Origin of the sequence: Nostoc sp. DedQUE02, from assembly GCF_034531035.1 — a bacterium.
GTDB lineage: Bacteria > Cyanobacteriota > Cyanobacteriia > Cyanobacteriales > Nostocaceae > Nostoc.
In genome coordinates this window covers 42,701-61,595 of sequence record NZ_JAVRBY020000038.1, presented here as the reverse complement: position 1 = coordinate 61,595, position 18,895 = coordinate 42,701, and the positions used below count along the sequence as shown (strand labels likewise).

Sequence of the window (18,895 nt, the reverse complement as noted above, 5' to 3'; positions counted from 1 at the left end):
TCCTTTTTAAGGAATTACTAAGGGAGTTATGTCCCCGTCCGGTGCTAAAGTGAAAGTTGACATTGCTTATTATTATGTCTTCTACGACCTTATCTGAAATCTAGCTTCACTCATTAGGCGCAGCATGGTCACAACCGCAGAAAAAACAAACATTGGCTACATTACCCAAATCATTGGCCCAGTTGTAGACGTTAAATTTCCCGGCGGGAAATTGCCACAAATCTACAACGCTTTGAAAATCCAAGGCACCAACGAAGCTGGACAGGAAATCAACATCACCGTTGAAGTACAGCAACTGCTGGGCGACAACCAGGTGCGGACTGTTGCGATGAGTTCCACCGAAGGCTTAGTGCGCGGTTTTGAAGTCACCGATACAGGCGCTCCCATTAACGTGCCAGTTGGGAAAGCCACTTTGGGTCGGATTTTCAACGTCCTTGGCGAACCTGTGGACAACAGAGGCCCAGTAAATGCTGAGGCAAGTTTACCCATCCACCGCTCTGCTCCCAAATTCACCGACCTGGAAACCAAACCTTCGGTGTTTGAGACTGGGATTAAAGTTGTTGACCTTCTGACTCCCTATCGACGCGGCGGTAAGATTGGTCTATTCGGCGGTGCTGGTGTTGGTAAAACCGTGATCATGATGGAGTTGATCAACAACATCGCTACTCAGCACGGTGGAGTATCCGTTTTTGCTGGCGTGGGTGAGCGCACCCGTGAAGGCAATGACCTCTACAACGAAATGATTGAGTCTGGGGTTATCAACAAAGACAACCTCAATGAGTCAAAAATTGCTCTAGTTTACGGTCAAATGAACGAGCCACCCGGAGCCAGAATGCGGGTTGGTCTTTCAGGATTGACAGTAGCAGAGTACTTCCGAGATGTGAACAAGCAGGACGTGCTGCTGTTTATTGACAACATCTTCCGGTTTGTACAAGCAGGTTCGGAAGTGTCGGCGCTCCTGGGTCGGATGCCTTCTGCGGTAGGATATCAGCCTACATTGGGAACCGACGTAGGTGAACTGCAAGAGCGGATTACCTCGACTACAGAGGGTTCCATTACCTCCATTCAAGCAGTGTACGTACCTGCGGATGACCTCACCGACCCCGCACCTGCTACCACCTTCGCCCACTTGGACGGTACAACAGTACTATCTCGTGGTTTAGCAGCTAAGGGAATTTATCCCGCAGTTGACCCCCTTGGTTCAACTTCCACCATGCTCCAGCCCAATATTGTCGGTGACGAACACTACAATACTGCACGGGCGGTGCAATCAACTCTACAACGTTATAAAGAACTCCAAGACATTATCGCCATTCTCGGTCTAGATGAATTGTCTGAAGAAGACCGTCTCATCGTAGCGCGGGCCCGGAAAGTTGAGCGTTTCTTGTCTCAGCCGTTCTTTGTCGCAGAAGTATTCACCGGTTCTCCTGGTAAATACGTGAAGTTGGAAGACACCATCAAAGGTTTCCAAAAGATTCTGTCTGGTGAATTGGACGATCTGCCAGAACAGGCTTTCTACTTGGTTGGCGATATTAACGAAGCGATCGCCAAAGCTGCAAAAATCAAAGGTTAGTCATTAGTCATTAGTCATTGGTCATTGGTCGCTGGTCATTGGTCATGAGTCATTAGTCATTAGTTCAAGTGCTAATGACTAATGGCAATTACAAATGACAAAGGACAAAGGACAAAGGACAAAAGACAAAAGACAACAGACAAAGGACAAAAGACAAATGACATTAACCGTTCGTGTAATTTCCCCAGATAAAACAGTCTGGGATGCTCCAGCTGAAGAAGTCGTTTTGCCTAGCACTACTGGTCAACTAGGTATTCTAACTGGACACGCCCCACTTTTAACCGCCCTAGATACTGGTGTAATGCGAGTCCGCGCCGCCAAAAATCAGAATTGGGAAGCGATCGCTCTTTTGGGTGGTTTTGCCGAAGTCGAAGAAAATGAAGTGACAATTCTGGTTAACGGCGCTGAACGTGGCGACAAAATTAACCTTGATGAAGCCCGTACTGCTTACAACCAAGCCGAAGCACGTCTAAGTCAAGTGACAGCAGACGATCGCCAAGCCCAAATCCAGGCAAATCAAGCCTTCAAACGCGCCCGCGCTCGGTTTCAAGCTGCTGGCGGTTCGGTCTAATTTAACTTTCTATTTCCAATTTGTAGGTTGGATATTAGCCAACCTACAAAATATTTATTAAGAAGAACTCAGAAGTCAGAACTCAGGAGTCAGAATTCAATATATAGCAATCCGATTTGATTTCTGTTCGCGTAGCGTGGCGTAGCCATACTTATTTAGACAATAGGCAATAGGGAAGAGGCAATAGGCAACAGGCGGGGGAGCGGGGGAGCCGGGGAGCAGGGGAGCAGAGGAGAGTTCAATGTGCCAACTTCAATCCCCTCTGCCCCTCTGCCCCTCTGCCCCTCTGCCCCTCTCCCTTGTTCCCTGCCCCCCTGCGGTCTCAATGTGCTTTCTTATATGCTTAATAGTTTATTCTGAATCCTGAATTCTGAATTCTGACTCCTTATTTATTATTTTAAAAAAATTACGCCAAGTTTAAGAAATCGAAGCCAGCTTTAGTGAAGTGTTAACTTAGCTAATTAGTTGCCCAAATGGGCACAAATTATGAAAAGCTTTTCATCTTTGCTTGGTACGCCTAAACAAAATAAGGTAGCTCGTTTTGCAGCATCTATCGTAGCAACATTGGCGATCGCTGGTGGTATTCACTCTGCCAATGCTACTTCTGTCAAAATAACTACTGCAAAAGAAATCACTTCGGCGACTGTCCAGCTAAATCAGACTACACCAAATATTGCTCAGTTACAAACTAGCAGGACTCAATATCAAACTGCTGGAGTAGATCCTGTTGTGCTGGTTCCCATCCTCTTGGTTGGCGGTTTAGTCATATTCCTCCCCCTATTTTTTGGCGGACTGGTGGTTATTGGCGAACGTGAAGTCGGCATTGTAGTCAGGAAATTCACCCTTTCTGGGCATGGACTCCCCGCCGGTAGTTTGATTGCCCTCAACGGCGAAGCTGGCTTACAGGCAGATACTTTAGCTCCTGGTTGGCACTGGGGCTATTGGCCCTGGCAATATTCTGTAAAAAAAGAATCGGTAATTGTCGTTCCCCAAGGGGAAATCGCTTTGATTGTGGCAGCTGATGGTCAACCCAACCCACCAGAGCGGATTTTGGGTAAAGTTGTGACTTGTGACAACTTCCAAGATGCTCGCAAATTCCTCACCCAAGGCGGAGAAAAAGGGCGACAAATGGGTTTTCTCACGGCTGGTACGTACCGGATTAACACCGCCCTGTTTAAAGTGATCATGGCATCAAATGCTAGCGCTCATGGCATGACTGGTGAACAGTTACGGGTGTACAGTCTGGCATCTGACAAAGTTGGCATCGTCACTACCTTAGATGGTGTACCAATTTCTGCTGGTGAACTCGCAGGCCCAACAATTGACGGACACGACAACTTCCAGAATGGTCAGAAATTTATTAATGGAGGTGGGCGGCGAGGTTTACAAGAACAGACCTTGCTTTCTGGTTCTTGGAACTTGAACCCTTGGTTTGTCCAAGTTGAACAAGTACCGATGACGGAAATTCCCATTGGGTATGTGGGTGTGGTGATTTCTTTCGTGGGTAAAGCACATCAAGATGTCAGTGGTGCAGCTTTCACTCACGGTAACTTGGTAAATCCAGGACATAAAGGTGTGTGGGTCGAACCGCTATATCCTGGTAAGCATCCGATTAATTCCCGGATTATGAAAATTGAACTGGTGCCAACGACCAACATCGTCTTAAACTGGTCAGGTCGGACTGAACGCCACAGCTATGATGCTAAACTGGCTTCTTTAACAGTGCGATCGCGAGATGGGTTTGCCTTTGATTTGGAAGTAGCGCAAATTATTCATGTGGGTGCTTTAGATGCGCCGAAGGTAATTTCTCGCGTTGGTGCAATGCAAAATCTGGTAGACCATGTACTAGAACCCACTATCGGTAATTATTTCCGTAACTCAGCCCAAGACTATACTGTACTAGACTTTCTGACTGCTCGGAGTGAACGGCAAGCTGAAGCTGCTGAGTATATTAAAGCAGCATTACGAGCTTATGACGTGCAAGCGATCGACACTCTGATTGGTGATATTCAGCCACCAGCATCGTTAATGCAGACACAGACAGACCGGAAAATTGCCGAAGAAGAACGCAAGACTTATGAAGTCCAGCAGATGGCGCAAACTCAACGGCAGCAGCTTGTCCGGGAAACAGCACTAGCTAATATCCAGCAAGAAATGGTGAAATCGGAGCAGAGTGTACATATAGCTGAGTTAAAAGCCCAAGCCCAAATTAAGCAGGCGAATGGTGAAGCGGAGGGTACAAAACTCCGGGCAATTGCTGAAGCTGAAGGTATTCGGGCCACAGGTAACGCCAAAGCTGAAACCTACCGCGCTGGTGTAGAAGCCTTAGGTTCACAAGGTTATACAGCCATGCAGCTAATGCAAATTATCGGCGATCGCCATGTCCGCTTAATTCCAGATATTTTAGTTGGCAGTAACGGCAGCAATAACGGTTTAGTCGATGGGTTATTATCAATGATTTTATGGAATCAAACTGGTAAAGCTGAATTGACATCAACATCTTTACATCCACAACCAGTAGTTAGCAAAACACAACCAACCCCAGAAAAAGATTTTCCACCTATAGTTGTGAATTTTCCACCAGAGGATAAGTAATATCAGGTAGAGGCGCACAGCGATGCGCCTCTACTAAGCTCGGATTTGGTAACTTTTAGAAGATGTGTTACCAGACATGTTGACATGTTAATAGCTTGCTGGGAAGATACATAAAAAACCAACCTTATGATTGACCACAGCGATCGCCTAGCGTCTCGTAGAGAAGGCAGATTTCAGGGTGTTGGAGGAATTGACCTGTATTACCAAAGCTGGCATCCAGAGGGTAAAGTACGGGCAATATTAGCAATTTCACATGGACTCGGAGGGCATGGCGATCGCTACGGTAATATAATTGAGCATTTAATACCTAAGCAATATGCTGTCTACGCCTTAGACTTGCGTGGTCATGGACGCTCACCAGGTCAGCAAGGTTATATTAACGCTTGGGGTGAGTTTCGTGAAGATTTGGGAGCCTTTTTAGAGTTAATTCAGACTCAGAATCCTGGATGCCCAGTTTTTCTCTTGGGTCATAGTTTAGGCGGAGTGATTGTCTTAGATTACATTCTGCGCCATCCCCAACAAGCATCATTATTGCAGGGTGCGATCGCTCTTGCGCCAACCTTGGGAAAAGTTGGGGTTTCACCGATTCGGGTACTTTTAGGAAAAATGCTCTCACGGGTGTGGCCGCGTTTCACCCTGAATACAGGCATTGACATCAGTACTGCTTCACGAGATCCGCAGGTTTTAGCTGCGATCGCTCAGGATACATTGCGACATACCCTTGCTAGTGCCCGTCTAGCTACAGAATTCTTTGCAACAGTTGATTGGATTAATGCTCATACAGGTGATTGGCAATTACCATTGTTAATTCTCCACGGCGGTGCAGACCGAGTTGCTTTACCTGCGGGAAGTGACATCTTTTACCAACGGGTAAACTACACAGATAAGCTGAGAATTGAATATCCGGGAGCCTATCACGAACTTCAGAGTGACCTAAATTACCGCGAGGTAATGGCTGATTTAGAAGATTGGTTGGAGCGACACTTACCATCTGAACTGGTACAGTTAGGACGGGGAAGCGTTGAGTTAGAATTTCCCAGTTCTTAGAACCTAAATTTTAAAAGTAGCTTAGGCAGGCATATTGAAAAATAACAACTACAGTGTTGTTGGATCAACCCCTACAATTCCTTCAGACGCATAACGAACGAAATCTTTAGTATTGAATGTCAAAATATGCGTCACACTATTTGCCTTCATATTAGCAACGAGACGGGCATCATGCACCTGACTTTTCACGGTATGCTGAACTATAACCGCCTTTAGCTACTTGTTCTTCGACAAAGACTTTCATCGACTCAGGTAAGGAAATCTGAATGTTAGTCATACCTTGAGATATCTGGTGGGCGGTTTTATCTACTACATTACCAGAGCGATCGCCTATTAAAATACAAAGTCAGTTATTTACATTATCTGAAAAATATGTTGCTGAAGATAGAGAGTTTTTGCTAACCAAGATAGGTTCTCCCTTTATTCCCCCACGGGTAAGAGTACAAATTTTATAAAAGTTTTCGCATTCAAAGATTGCCATAACTAGCTCTTTCCCGGTTTGATAAGAGGATGGTAAGGGTTTACCTACCTCGCATTCCATATCAATTTCGCGATCGCGCCACTGTAACTTCCAAATACGCTTTTCGGTTATTGGTGCTTTGAGTGACTTAGCGATTGCACCATACACTTGCTCTGCTTTGATATCATCCCTAGCTGCTGGCACAAAAAACTTCATAGGCTTTGGTTACAAATAACGTGAGTTTTACTAGCACAAGCGTAACGCAGTTACCAAGGCAATCTGCTTCCATCCCACGAGAAAAACTGTCCACTATCGCCTTCTTGAAGCTGTTCGATGACATCCAATAATTGGGTAACGGTGCGTTCCACTGAAAATAATTTTTCCGCAGGGACATTTCCCTGGAAAGGACGAGAAAGGCGGGTATCAGTTGTACCAGGATGCAATGTTACTATTAATGCTTTCGGACAACTTCTTTTATACTCAATTGCCGCAGTTCGCATCAACATATTGAGTGCTGCTTTAGAAGCCCGATAGCCGTACCATCCGCCAAGTTGATTATCGCCAATACTGCCCAATTTAGCAGAAATAGTGGCGAACACGCTGCGTTCTCCATGACGAAACAGAGGCAATAAATGTTTAGCCATTAAGACAGCACCAATACTATTTATCTGAAAGTAGCGCAGCAAATTTTCTGAATTGATCTGTCTTAAGCTTTTTTCAGGTTGCAAAGTATCTTCATGCAATAGTCCTACGCAGTTGACTACTAAATGCAGTTTGTCAACTTGAGTATGTATTTTTTGAACAGCTTCAATAATCTGTAACTCGTCAGTAATATCTATCTCCAAACAAATTAATCGCTCAGGACATTCGTCTGCAAGAGTTATTAACTCTGAGGCTGATTCCGGCTGACGATAAGTTGCATAAACTTTAGCTATTTTGTCATCTTGTAGCAATTTTTTCACAAAACCCAAACCAATACCTTGACTAGCTCCCATAATCAAGGCATTGGCAAGATTAATTTCATCGATAAAAGACATATCAATTTAGGTAACTTGTGGAAGTATTTGATATTCATAGCGAGAGGCAAAATAACCACCAACTTGTCTGTCGCTGTGATGATGGAAACCAAAGCCTTCATGTACTGCTCCTAGGCGCAAACGCAAAGCATCGCAATCTAGACGTAAATAACGTTTACTAAGTCTTTGTGAGTATTCAACAACCCAAGCCAGCAGTATCGAACTGCGAAGCAATGTACAAATGCTGACTCTTCCTCAGAGATATCGGGCCACAAAAGTAAATGCTCTAGTTCTTAGAGCAAAGCGCCACCACAACTAGAGCCACACCCAGCAGTACAACCATAGCAATAAGCAGCTGTTTGTATCTCACTAATCAGGTCTAAACTGCCAGCTTCTAACAATTTGCCAACCGTTAAAGTTTCACCATTGCAAGTTTTTGCAGGCAAATTCATCATTTGGTTAAAGTCGCAATCATATACATTGCCCAGATAGTCAATTGAAAGTTCATCACGACACATTAAATATTCAACTGTGCTGGGATTAAAATGCAACTCTAAAAACTTCAAATAACTGGTGTACAGTTTTCTCCGTTCTAAATGCATTTTAGTTCTACCAACTGGGAGGTTGGTAATGGTAAAGAGGTTGTTAAACACAATATTAAAATGTTCTTGTAAGAACATTTTGTAATTTCGTTCTAGATTACTCTGTTCGGGAGCTAAGGAAAAATTTTCATCACTGGGCAACTGGGGATTAAATATCAAGTCCAAAATTAAATTTGGTTCTTTACCATAGCCAACTTGGTTAAGCCACTGCAAAGCTTTGACTGAACTATCAAAAACACCAGCACCGCGCATTTTATCAACATTATCTGCCAGGTAGCAGGGTAGAGAAGCTACAACCCTGACTTGGTTTTTAGCAAAGTATTCTGGTAAATCACCAAATCCATCTTCAAAATAAATAGTCAAATTAGACCGGACAATCACTTGTTTACCAGTTGCTCTTGCTGCTTCTACTAGCGGCTTAAATCCATAGTTCATTTCTGGCGCGCCACCAGTCAAATCCACAATTTTAATTTCGGGAAATTTTTGAATTAGCGAAATCAATTGTTCGCAAATTTTAGGAGAAAGTTCTTCTGTACGTTTTGGCCCTGCTTCCACATGACAGTGTGTACAGGCAAGGTTACAACGCTTACCTAAATTAATTTGTAAAACAGTGATTCCTTTTTTTGTCAAAGGAGAACTGAGTTTGTGGTTAAACGGTGTAACTGCTGTATCTAGTGTAATTTTTGATTGAGTTTGCATGATTTACAAGTCCTTAAAAACTGCACAAATATATTTAGACAATTTTTCTAACCTTGCAATAACCTGTAAGTTATTCCACTAATAATTGCAGCAGTTGGTAAAGTTAAAATCCACGATAGTAGAATCTGATAAAAAACACGTCTATTGGCGTTTCTGCTAATCAATCCTACACCAAAAATTGAACCAACCGAAACGTGAGTGGTAGAAACCGGAAGCCCAAACCGACTAGCTGCAATAACTAAAATTCCGGTTACTATATTTGCTGATAAGCCTTGAGCATCATTCATGGAGGCAATCTTTTCACTCATGGTGACAGCAATCTTTTGGGAGTTGAGTAAACCGCCAAGTGCCATTGCGATCGCTATTGTGATCATACCTCCCTGAATCGAAAAATACTCAATAATCAGAATGAGTGAAACAATTTTAGGAGTATCATTTAATCCTCTAGCAAAACTGACAATTCCAGCGCTAATAAAATGACAAGTATCAATCATTTTTTGGTTGACTTGTAGATGCCATTTGGAATTAATATAACCAGATAAGCTGTAAATTCCTGCGGACAAAGGAATAGCCATGATTGGACTGAGTAGTAAAGGCAAAATAAAGGAAGTTCCCAAAGCAGCAAAATTAAGTTGCAGTCCGATCGCAACTAATCCAGCGCCAACAATCGCACCTGTTAAACTGTGAGTAGTGGAAATGGGAAACCCCATGAAAGTAGCAATAAGTACAGTTAAACCACTAGCGATCGCTACTGCGATATGAAACTCTGGGGCATTAGCGATCGCATCAGGTAATAGTCCTTTTCCAGAAAAGTTTTTAATTAGTGTCTGTGCTAAAAAAGTTGCCGTTATTGCACCAGCAAAAGTTGTAAAAGTTGCCCACAAAATTGCTGTTTGATAGCTACTTGTTCTGCTACCAAACAACGTTGCTACACCTTTAAAATTGTCATTAGCACCATTTGAATATGCTAAAAAAAGTGTAGCTAAAAACAGAATAATTAACAACATTTCGGGGTTTATAAGGAGAAATCAGAATCCAGAACTAAATTATTGAAGTATTTGAATTGTGCATTAATTTCCCAGTCACACAGAATTATTCTGGATTATGACTGGTGCTTCAAAGCCGGAAGCTTTGCTACTGAAACCTGAATCCTGTCTGAACAAATTAACAGCAACCACCACCGCTATAGTGCCAAGTTGAATTGGTAACAATAATTTCTACTGGCTTGATTGCAGCAAGTTTAGCAGCCGTTTTGTCACACACTGCTGCGGGAATACCTCGCTGAAGTACATGACCTGCTGAATCATCAAAAAATGGTTCTGAACCAGCATAAATTGCTGTTTTACCCGTAAAAATGCAAGCACCATCTTCTGGAATTAAAACTTTAAAAGAAACAGAATCCAGACTTTCTAAAAGTAGATTTTCTTCTAAATTATAAGTCTGTGAATCTAAGAGACGGTAAGGACGACGGGCACGAATTTCAACTTGACCAAAACCAGCATTTATAATCCGTTCAGTATACTGTTGATATGTAAGTGCGCCTGATAAACACATAGCTCTCAGTCGCTCATCTTGTTGAAGATGTGCTGGAATTGGAAAAGTCGCTATGGGATCGCTCATCTGCAAGCGTCCACCTGGTTTTAATACCCGATATGCTTCTTTTAAAGCACGAGTTAAATCTTCTGGTTCAAAGATGTTGAAAAGGCAATTCTGGGCCACGATATCAACGCTAGCATCAGCAACAGGTAAGTTAAAAGCATCACCTTCGCGAATTTCTACAAAGCTGGTGTCAAACCAAGGGTTTTCTTGAGCAGCAATTTCTAGATTACGTGTGGCTGCTTCCCGCATAGCCTCAACTGGTTCAACGGCAATTACAGCACTTGCATAGCGGGAAAAATAAGCGAATTGCAAGGCTTCTAAGCCGCCCCCAACGCCAACATACAGTACAGTAGGTTGGTTTCCTAGTTCCGTAGGGTGAACAGTGGTACCACAACCATAATTCATTTCTTGCATTGGCAAAGGAATTTTTAATCCTGGTAATCGCAGGGGCGTACTTTGCACACAACAAAGTCCAACTTGCGGGGTCTGGGCAACTTCGCGGTAGAATTGTGCTGCGGTTTCTAGATAGGTCATGCAATTTTAGATTTTAGACGATGACAGCTTTGTGCATCCTAGTATAATTAGCTCTGAGTTGGATGAGTTTTTGCTGAGATTGCCAAAAACTTCAAATATTCCTAAAATAGAAAAATTTGGCATTTTCCCGTTATTTGACACTGGAAGGTAGAGGGAGCATAGAAAACCCGGATTTCTCACCACATCTTGATTAAGCCTGCGCTTGAGCAGGGGAGCAGAGGGGCAGGGGAGCAGGGGAGCAGGGGAGCAGGGGAGCAGAGGAGAAGTGGCAGTAAGTTTTTCCGCTCTGCCCCTCTGCCCCTCTGCCTCTTTTCAATCCCAATTGCCCAATTCAATCACGCAATGTGTAGCCAACACCGTTCACAGTTTGAATGAGGCACTTTTCGTTATTGGCTTCAAGTTTCAGGCGCAAGTAGCGAATATAAGCTTCAATGGTGTTAGCATCGCCCATGAAGTTATAGCCCCAGACTTCCTCTAAAATGCGATCGCAGGTAATTATCTGTCGCGGATGGGCCAGTAAATATTCTAGTAAATCAAATTCCTTAGCAGTTAACTCAATTAACCGCCGATCTCGATACACTTCCCGTGTGCGACGATTTAAACTTAGGTCTTCAAATTCTAAAACATCTGCGGCCCCTGCTTGGTGGCTTCTTCGCAGGTGAACACTGACTCTACCTAATAATTCATCAACACTGAAGGGTTTAACGAGGTAATCATCAGCACCAGCCTCTAAGCCTGCAATGCGATCGCTCACTTCATCTTTGACGGTTAATAAGATTATCGGCACTTTATCAACAATACTTCGCAGGCGGCGGCAAATTTCCAACCCCGACAAACCAGGTAAGATCCAGTCTAAAATTACTAAATCTAGATGTAACTCTCGCGCTGCGGTGAGTGCAGTTAATCCATCGTAGGCAACACTGACTTGATAGCCTTCATAATTCAATTCCAATTCGACAAATCGTGCCAGTTTGACTTCATCTTCAACCAGTAAGATGTGCGTCATGATGATGTTAATGATTTCAGCAGGATACGGTAAGCAAGAATACGGTCTGGAAACACTGTCTTCGAGGTGTCAGCTACTTAATAGCCAAACATCTAATTAGGTGTACGTTAGCTTAGTATAAACCTGAGTAAGTAACAACCGTAAGTCTGCAATTTGCGTCGGCTGTGCCCGCCGTTCGCGTAGCGTCTTGTAGAGAAGGCATCGCTGCTCGATCAAATAACGATCCAACTGGCTATTAGCAATAGGCTGTGACATCTTCACCGCATTCATCGGCAAGATAACAAAGTGCTTTAAAACGCAAACCAACCACCTCCTCGTATAGAGGATTTAATTTGCACATTGGTGGAATGTGAAACAACTTCCGACCAAACAGCGTGATGTCTCGCTCAAAGGGACACTGAGCAGGAATAGCTTTGCACAAGAAATGAGCCAATTTGGAGTTATGAATTTCTATTGTTTCTAACCATTCACGGACTGGGTGCAGTAAATCATTGTGTAATGGGGTTTGAATAAAGCTTGTCATAATTTTTCACCTTGATAATTTCAAATTAGATTGAGTTTGTTGTATTTGAACCTTTATAAATTAAATACAGTTAGATTTTGTAGTTTTATGCACTTATTGCTTGTTCTTTGGCACACTATTAACTACACATTCAAGTCCTACAGTTCCTGATAATTTGTCCTCACTTTTCACGTCAGATTGAAAAACCAACGCGAAACTAAAATTTGGTGGGCTATATACTTGCTAATACTAGTTAGCAGACGTTAGCAATATAAAACTATAGGACTGAAATGCATACACAACAACGCTTTTCAGCAAAGTGATACCAATACGGTTCGGTTAAAGGGGAAAGGGGAATAAAAAACCTTTAACCCAAATCCAGTACCCTTTTCCCCAAACCCTATTCTGAGTTCAAAATGCTTATCCGAACTGTATTGAAAGTGATACTATTTGACAAACATTTTGTCTGAATCCCTTAACGATGCAAAATTTTTTGGTTTACTGATAGTACTTTATGTCTTTTTTAATCTCAGTTCTTAAGCAATCAAGTTAATATCAAGCTAATAATAGCTAACTTTTTTAAGTATAATTACTGTAAACGCATATCACATTAGCATAATTTATGCAAGCGTAAATCTAGTGAAGATGGCTGCGGAAATATGCAGAATAATTGAACAAAACTTATTATTTGCCTTCCTATGTCTCAGAAAATATACGCTCACAATCATTAACTAATATAGATATCCTTTACTTTATTAGAGCTAATTCGCTCTCAAAGTTAAGAAACTTGATATGAGTTACTAAGACTATGACGAGTAAGTAGTGGGGCTACTAGTCACCTTTCTCCTCCAGAGACAAGAACGCGTGACAATCCTAACGGCGCTAACGCTGCATTCGCAAAGCGTCTCATTGGCGCAACCTCTCGTAGAGAAGACAGCCAGTAGAGAGCGACTATTATCGCTCTACAGCACTGGCTCACCGTTTTTACCACTTTAGTCAGCAGCTACTTTTTCAACTAGGAAGGTAAAAAATGGAATGGGCTATTTACAAAAAGAATACGGGCAGTTTTGTAATAGCAGTCGCAATTATGGCTGGTGTTGGCGTAGTCTCGTATCTTAGTTTGCTTCAGTATAGAGAAAACGCTCAATGGGTTACACACACACGCGAGGTGCTAGAAAAGACAAAAGAAGTAATGTCACAGATCAAAGATGCAGAGACTGGACAACGAGGCTATCTTCTCACGGGCAAAGAACGTTATCTAGAACCCTATCGCACTGCAACTAGCGAGATTACTCAGAAAGTTAAGGTTCTGCGCCAATTAACTGCGGATAACCCCAATCAACAGCGACGGCTCGATCGCCTTGAACCCCTGATTGTCAGAAAACTAGTTTTGATGAAACAGGCGATTAACGCCAGGAGCAAAAATTTAGAGTCCGCGCTGCAAATAATTCAGACAGATCAGGGTCAGCAGATCATGGAAGAGATCCGAATGCTGACTACAGGTATGGAGAACGAAGAGAATGAGTTATTGAAACAGAGGTCGATAGAGGCAAACATCAGCGCTCATCAAACAACTTTGCTGACTATTTTTGGCAGCATTATTGCTTCTGCGATCGTCGGTTTAGCAACCACGATCACCAATCAGGAACTCGTCAAACGCAAGCGGATGGAAATTTCTCTACAAAAAGCTCGCGATGAGTTAGAAATAGAGGTTAGCAAACAGACTGCTGAACTGAGAAACACTAACGAAGAATTGCAAACTGAAATTAATGAGCGCAAAAAGGCAGAGTCAGAGATTCTGCGCCTGAACGTCCAGCTTGAACAGCGAGTCGCCGAACGCACAGCACAACTCGAAGCCACTAACAAAGAGATAGAAGCATTTAGTTATTCTGTGTCTCACGACCTGCGAACCCCCTTGCGGAGCATTGACGGCTTTAGCCAAGCACTACTAGAAGATTATAGTGATAACCTCGACGCACTAGGTCAAAATTACCTCCAGCGAGTGCGTGCAGCCACCCAGCGAATGGCACAACTGATCGATGATTTACTGAATCTGTCACGATTGACGCGCAGTGAAATGCGTTGTGAAAAGGTTGATCTGAGCGCACTAGTGGAAGCGATCGCTACAGAGTTGCACAAAACCCAACCAGAACGCCAAGTGGAGTTTATCATTACGCCAGGATTGGTTACTAATGGTGATACTCATCTGTTACGGATTGTGCTAGAAAACCTGCTGGGTAATGCGTGGAAGTTTACAGGAAAACATCAAAAAGCACGGATAGAATTTGGGCTTTTAGAGCAAGATAAAACCCCTGTATATTTTGTCCGTGATGACGGCACAGGCTTCGATATGGCTTATGTTGAGAAACTCTTCGGTGCTTTTCAACGCCTGCACGCCATGACTGAGTTTGAAGGCACTGGCATCGGATTAGCTACTGTGCAGCGTATTGTTCACCGTCATGGTGGCCGTGTCTGGGCTGAAAGCGCAGTGGAGCAAGGCGCAACATTTTACTTCACCCTTTAACTATAAGGAAAATATACAACATGATTCTATTAGTAGAAGACAATCCTGACGATGAAGCGTTAACCTTACGGGCACTGAAAAAAAATAACATTATGAACGAGGTGGTAGTAGCACGCGATGGGGTAGAAGCCTTAGATTATCTCTTTGGTAAAGGTGTTTATGCCGATCGCGACATGAGCCTTATGCCCCATCTTATCCTCCTAGATTTGAAGTTGCCTAAAATGGATGGTCTGGAAGTTTTGCGACAACTGCGAACCGATGATAGGACAAAAATCCTTCCTGTGGTGATTCTCACTTCATCCAAGGAGGAACAAGACTTAATCAATGGTTACAGCTTGGGTGCCAACAGCTATGTTCGCAAACCAGTAGATTTTTCCCAATTCAGTGAAGCAGTGCGACAACTAGGGTTGTACTGGTTTGTCTTAAACGAATCACCGCCGAGGGTATAGCTTACTAATCCTCCAAATCAGGTTATGGATGCAAGGCTGACTTTCTGAATTACGAATTACAAATTACGAATTACATGGGTATACCACTGCGCGTATTACTTGTTGAGGATTCAGAAGATGACGCTTTCTTGCTGCTGCGTGAACTGCAACGCGGTGGCTATGAAGTAACCTTTGAAAGAGTTGATACACCCACAGCTATGAAAGCTGCGATGGGCGTTGGCGGGGCTTCTCTCCGAGAGGCTTCGCCAACGCCCATCGCAGAGCAAACATGGGATATCGTCATCTGCGATTATTCCATGCCCACCTTTAGCGCTCCTGCTGCATTAAAGCAGGTCAAGGAAAGTGGACTTGACTTGCCATTCATTATTGTCTCAGGCACAATTGGTGAAGATACCGCAGTAGCCGCCATGAAAGCTGGCGCTCATGACTATATCATCAAAGGCAAGTTAGCGCGACTTATCCCTGCTGTTGCACGGGAGTTGCGTGAGGCACAGATAAGGCGGGAGCGTAAACAAGCAGAGGAGCAAATTAAAGCATCTCTTCAAGAAAAAGAGGTGCTATTGAAAGAAATCCATCACCGGGTCAAAAATAATTTGCAGATTATTTCTAGTCTGCTCAACCTGCAAGCAGAATATCTCAAGGACAATCAAGCCATTGAGGTATTCAAAGATAGCCAGAATCGGATTGAATCAATGGCTCTAATCCACGAGAAACTGTATCAATCTCAAGACTTGGCTAGAATTAATTTTGCTGACTATATCCGAGATTTAGTAACTAATTTATTTTATTCATACAACGTTAATTCCAGCGCTATTACCTTGAAAATGAACGTTGAGGAGGTTTTTCTAGTCATTGATGCAGCTATTCCTTGTGGCTTGATTATTAATGAACTTATTTCAAATTCCCTAAAATATGCCTTTCCTCAAAGAGAACCGGGAGAAATTTATATTGAATTTTGCTCTATAGAAGAAAATTTATTTACACTTACTATCAGTGATAACGGTGTCGGTTTTGCACCAGATTTTGATTTTCAAGCTACAGAAACATTAGGGCTACGATTAGTAAAAGGTCTAACACATCAAATCCAAGGCAATATCGATTTTAGCAGTCATAATGGAGTTAAATATAAAATTATATTCCCGAATATAGTTTTATAAATTTATAACTTAAATAAAAATATGAACCCAGTAAATATATTAGTTGTTGAAGATGAATTCATCGTGGCAATGGATATACAAAGTCGGCTACGAAAATTTGGATACACTGTTATGGGGCTTGCCGATTCTGGAGAAGAAGCAATTAAAAAAGCAGGAAATGATTCTTTAGATTTAGTTTTAATGGATATTCACCTCAAAGGAAATATGGACGGTGTGGAGGCCGCTCAGATAATTAATAATCTTTTTAAAATTCCAGTCATATATCTTACTGCTAATGCCGATGAATCAACGTTGAATCGAGCCAAGGTAACAGAACCATTTGGTTACATTCTTAAGCCATTTAAAGAAAAAGAATTAAAGTTTACTATTGAAATTACTCTTTCTAAACATCGGACGGAAAAAAAGTTAAAACAGAATGAACAATGGCTGACTACTGTACTTAAAAGCATTGGAGATGCTGTAATTACTAGCGACGAATCTGGAACTGTAACCTTCATGAATCCTATTGCGGAGGAACTCACGGGCTGGAATTATTCAGATGCATTTGGTAAAGAAACAACAGAAGTATTCAACATTGCTCATGAAAAAACTCGTATAGAAATTGAAAATCCGGTAACGCGAGTTGTTCAATCGGGCATTACTGTCGCTCTACCAGAACAGAGAATACTTATTGCTAAAAACGGTACAGAAATACCAATTGATGATAGTATCGCACCGATTAAAGATGACAACGGTAACATCATGGGTGCAGTTTTGGTCTTTCAGGATATTACCGAGCGCAAGCAAATTCTGGAAGCACTAGCGCGTCGCCAGCAAGAATTTAAAGCACTAATTGAAAATGCACCTGATATTATTTCCAGATTTAACAATCAATTGCGCTACGTTTACGTTAATCCAGCTATTGAAAAGGTTACAAGAATATCAGCCGAAACATTTATTGGCAAAACAAACGCAGAGTTAAATCTGCCGGAAGAATTTTGCCGGATATGCGATCGTAAACTTCAGCAAGTTTTTCAAACTAAGCAAGAAACAGAGTTTGAATGCAGTTTAGCGATCGCCTCCCAAACAAAACATTACCATACCCGTCTTGTACCTGAATTGGCTAGCGATGGTTCAGTATATTTTGTATTAAGTATTTCTCGTAATATTACTGCTCTAAAACTCGCGGAGGCGCAATTAATTCATGATGCCTTTCACGATATACTAACCGGTCTGCCAAACCGTGCCTTATTTATGGAACGGCTAGAGCGGGCGCTCATGCTGGCAAAACGACGTGCAAACTATACATTCGCTGTTCTATTTTTAGATTTAGATCGCTTCAAAGTTGTCAACGACAGTCTCGGTCACATGATTGGCGATCAACTCCTAACTGCCCTTGCTCGCAGATTGGAGAATTGCCTGCGCTCTGGAGACACAGTTGCCCGTCTAGGGGGAGACGAGTTTACAATTTTGCTTGACGATCTCAAAAACATTAATGACGTAACAAGCGTGGTGGAGCGGATACACGAAGCTCTGACATCTGCGTTCCAACTCAGTGGGTACGAGGTATTTACCACCGTCAGCATTGGTATCGCTTTGAGCAAGGGTGGTTACAACCGACCGGAAGAACTCTTGCGCGATGCTGACATTGCAATGTATCGCGCTAAGGCATTGGGTAAGGCACGCCATGAGATATTTGACTCAACCATGTATACCCAAGTAACGCAGCTATTAGAGTTAGAGATGGATTTACGACGGGCAGTTGAACGCCAGGAGTTTTTGGTTTACTACCAGCCAATTGTTTTATTAGAAACTTACAAAGTTATTGGCTTCGAGGCTCTCGTTCGTTGGCAGCACCCGCAACACGGATTAATTGCTCCAGAGAACTTTATTCCCTTGGCAGAAGAAACTGGACTAATTATCCCTATTGGTTATTGGGTACTAGGTGAGGCTTGTCGTCAGATGCGTGCTTGGCAAATACAATTTCCTACTGACTCACCTTTAACAATCAGTGTAAATCTTTCTACTAAACAGTTTTCACAACCCGGACTGATTGAACAAATTAACCAAATTATGCAGGAGACTGGTTTGGAAGCTGGCAGTTTAAAGCTGGAGATTACCGAAAGCGTACTAATGGAAAATATTCAATTAGCAACTTTTATGCTTTTGCAACTGCAACAGATGAATATCCAATTACACTTAGATGATTTTGGTATAGGCTATTCATCCTTGAGTTACTTGCACCGCTTTCCAAGCAATGCCTTGAAGATTGATCGTTCCTTTATTAGTAAGATTGGTGCTAATGGAGAAAACTTAGAGATTGTTCAAGCGATCGTCACCCTAGCACAGAGTCTAAATATAGATGTAATCGCAGAGGGCGTAGAAACACTGGAGCAACTGGCACAACTTAGAGCCATGAAATGCAAATATGCACAGGGATATTTTTTCTCCAAACCCCTGGATAGCATGTCGGTAGAGAGATTAATTGTATCTAGCATTGAACCTAGATGCTAGCTAGTCTTTAACTTAACGTGAGTTCGACAAGTCCTTTTTTGACCTCTCCCCCAACCCCTCTCCGTGTG

17 protein-coding genes are annotated in these 18,895 nt (G+C 42.6%); 8 read left to right on the top strand and 9 right to left on the bottom strand.

Annotated features, from left to right (window positions below; all coding sequences use genetic code 11):
- Positions 1-124: 124 nt before the first annotated feature.
- The 4 genes from atpD to RMX98_RS24230 all read left to right on the top strand — a co-directional run bounded on the left by atpD (position 125) and on the right by RMX98_RS24230 (position 5,786).
- Entirely contained in the window at positions 125-1,573 is a 1,449-nt protein-coding gene (gene atpD / locus RMX98_RS24245; protein WP_322681530.1) for a F0F1 ATP synthase subunit beta, read from the top strand.
- Positions 1,574-1,730: 157 nt separating this feature from the next.
- Entirely contained in the window at positions 1,731-2,144 is a 414-nt protein-coding gene (gene atpC, locus RMX98_RS24240) for an ATP synthase F1 subunit epsilon (protein ID WP_322681546.1), read from the top strand.
- A 486-nt stretch (positions 2,145-2,630) separates the two neighbouring features.
- Entirely contained in the window at positions 2,631-4,739 is a 2,109-nt protein-coding gene (locus RMX98_RS24235) for a flotillin family protein (protein WP_322681531.1), read from the top strand.
- Positions 4,740-4,865: 126 nt separating this feature from the next.
- The gene (locus tag RMX98_RS24230) at positions 4,866-5,786 is read left to right on the top strand and encodes an alpha/beta hydrolase (protein WP_322681532.1); all 921 of its coding nucleotides are present in this window, start codon (positions 4,866-4,868) and stop codon (positions 5,784-5,786) included.
- A 169-nt stretch (positions 5,787-5,955) separates the two neighbouring features.
- Here RMX98_RS24230 and RMX98_RS24225 read toward each other — a convergent pair whose 3' ends face one another.
- The 9 genes from RMX98_RS24225 to RMX98_RS24185 form a co-directional block, all read right to left on the bottom strand.
- Positions 5,956-6,063: a type II toxin-antitoxin system ParD family antitoxin gene (locus tag RMX98_RS24225; protein ID WP_409881477.1), complete on the bottom strand. Its 108-nt coding sequence runs from the start codon at positions 6,061-6,063 to the stop codon at positions 5,956-5,958.
- Positions 6,064-6,132: 69 nt separating this feature from the next.
- On the bottom strand, positions 6,133-6,450 hold the full coding sequence (locus RMX98_RS24220; RefSeq protein ID WP_409881478.1) for a hypothetical protein: 318 nt from the start codon (positions 6,448-6,450) through the stop codon (positions 6,133-6,135).
- 62 nt (positions 6,451-6,512) lie between these two features.
- Complete coding sequence (locus RMX98_RS24215) at positions 6,513-7,283, bottom strand: SDR family NAD(P)-dependent oxidoreductase (protein WP_322681534.1); 771 nt, start codon at positions 7,281-7,283, stop codon at positions 6,513-6,515.
- A 6-nt stretch (positions 7,284-7,289) separates the two neighbouring features.
- A complete protein-coding gene (locus tag RMX98_RS24210) occupies positions 7,290-7,496 on the bottom strand; it encodes a hypothetical protein (protein ID WP_322681535.1) in 207 nt (68 codons plus the stop codon).
- A 59-nt stretch (positions 7,497-7,555) separates the two neighbouring features.
- Complete coding sequence (gene arsS, locus RMX98_RS24205; RefSeq protein ID WP_322681536.1) at positions 7,556-8,563, bottom strand: arsenosugar biosynthesis radical SAM (seleno)protein ArsS; 1,008 nt, start codon at positions 8,561-8,563, stop codon at positions 7,556-7,558.
- Between the two features lie 47 nt (positions 8,564-8,610).
- A complete protein-coding gene (locus tag RMX98_RS24200) occupies positions 8,611-9,570 on the bottom strand; it encodes an inorganic phosphate transporter (RefSeq protein WP_322681537.1) in 960 nt (319 codons plus the stop codon).
- 157 nt (positions 9,571-9,727) lie between these two features.
- Positions 9,728-10,696 (bottom strand): arsenosugar biosynthesis arsenite methyltransferase ArsM, encoded by a 969-nt coding sequence (gene arsM, locus RMX98_RS24195; RefSeq protein ID WP_322681538.1) that lies wholly within the window; start codon positions 10,694-10,696, stop codon positions 9,728-9,730.
- Between the two features lie 331 nt (positions 10,697-11,027).
- Entirely contained in the window at positions 11,028-11,702 is a 675-nt protein-coding gene (locus tag RMX98_RS24190; RefSeq protein ID WP_322681539.1) for a response regulator transcription factor, read from the bottom strand.
- Positions 11,703-11,937: 235 nt separating this feature from the next.
- Positions 11,938-12,225 (bottom strand): Mo-dependent nitrogenase C-terminal domain-containing protein, encoded by a 288-nt coding sequence (locus RMX98_RS24185; protein ID WP_322681540.1) that lies wholly within the window; start codon positions 12,223-12,225, stop codon positions 11,938-11,940.
- Positions 12,226-13,234: 1,009 nt separating this feature from the next.
- Between RMX98_RS24185 and RMX98_RS24180 the strand changes: the two genes are divergently transcribed.
- The 4 genes from RMX98_RS24180 to RMX98_RS24165 all read left to right on the top strand — a co-directional run bounded on the left by RMX98_RS24180 (position 13,235) and on the right by RMX98_RS24165 (position 18,827).
- Positions 13,235-14,728, top strand: a complete 1,494-nt coding sequence (locus RMX98_RS24180) for a sensor histidine kinase (RefSeq protein WP_322681541.1) — start codon at positions 13,235-13,237, stop codon at positions 14,726-14,728.
- Between the two features lie 20 nt (positions 14,729-14,748).
- A complete protein-coding gene (locus RMX98_RS24175; protein WP_322681542.1) occupies positions 14,749-15,177 on the top strand; it encodes a response regulator in 429 nt (142 codons plus the stop codon).
- Positions 15,178-15,251: 74 nt separating this feature from the next.
- Entirely contained in the window at positions 15,252-16,334 is a 1,083-nt protein-coding gene (locus RMX98_RS24170) for a sensor histidine kinase (RefSeq protein ID WP_322681543.1), read from the top strand.
- Between the two features lie 21 nt (positions 16,335-16,355).
- Positions 16,356-18,827: an EAL domain-containing protein gene (locus RMX98_RS24165; protein WP_322681544.1), complete on the top strand. Its 2,472-nt coding sequence runs from the start codon at positions 16,356-16,358 to the stop codon at positions 18,825-18,827.
- Positions 18,828-18,895 lie beyond the last annotated feature (68 nt).

Bases quoted from the DNA above. Each gene is read 5' to 3' on its own strand.
- arsM (WP_322681538.1), bottom strand. From the start codon at position 10,696: ATGACCTATCTAGAAACCGCAGCACAATTCTACCGCGAAGTTGCCCAG.
- RMX98_RS24235 (WP_322681531.1), top strand. From the start codon at position 2,631: ATGAAAAGCTTTTCATCTTTGCTTGGTACGCCTAAACAAAATAAGGTA.
- arsS (WP_322681536.1), bottom strand. From the start codon at position 8,563: ATGCAAACTCAATCAAAAATTACACTAGATACAGCAGTTACACCGTTT.
- RMX98_RS24200 (WP_322681537.1), bottom strand. From the start codon at position 9,570: ATGTTGTTAATTATTCTGTTTTTAGCTACACTTTTTTTAGCATATTCA.
- RMX98_RS24170 (WP_322681543.1), top strand. From the start codon at position 15,252: ATGGGTATACCACTGCGCGTATTACTTGTTGAGGATTCAGAAGATGAC.
- RMX98_RS24230 (WP_322681532.1), top strand. From the start codon at position 4,866: ATGATTGACCACAGCGATCGCCTAGCGTCTCGTAGAGAAGGCAGATTT.
- RMX98_RS24190 (WP_322681539.1), bottom strand. From the start codon at position 11,702: ATGACGCACATCTTACTGGTTGAAGATGAAGTCAAACTGGCACGATTT.
- RMX98_RS24175 (WP_322681542.1), top strand. From the start codon at position 14,749: ATGATTCTATTAGTAGAAGACAATCCTGACGATGAAGCGTTAACCTTA.
- atpC (WP_322681546.1), top strand. From the start codon at position 1,731: ATGACATTAACCGTTCGTGTAATTTCCCCAGATAAAACAGTCTGGGAT.
- RMX98_RS24225 (WP_409881477.1), bottom strand. From the start codon at position 6,063: ATGACTAACATTCAGATTTCCTTACCTGAGTCGATGAAAGTCTTTGTC.
- RMX98_RS24165 (WP_322681544.1), top strand. From the start codon at position 16,356: ATGAACCCAGTAAATATATTAGTTGTTGAAGATGAATTCATCGTGGCA.
- RMX98_RS24185 (WP_322681540.1), bottom strand. From the start codon at position 12,225: ATGACAAGCTTTATTCAAACCCCATTACACAATGATTTACTGCACCCA.
- RMX98_RS24215 (WP_322681534.1), bottom strand. From the start codon at position 7,283: ATGTCTTTTATCGATGAAATTAATCTTGCCAATGCCTTGATTATGGGA.
- atpD (WP_322681530.1), top strand. From the start codon at position 125: ATGGTCACAACCGCAGAAAAAACAAACATTGGCTACATTACCCAAATC.
- RMX98_RS24180 (WP_322681541.1), top strand. From the start codon at position 13,235: ATGGAATGGGCTATTTACAAAAAGAATACGGGCAGTTTTGTAATAGCA.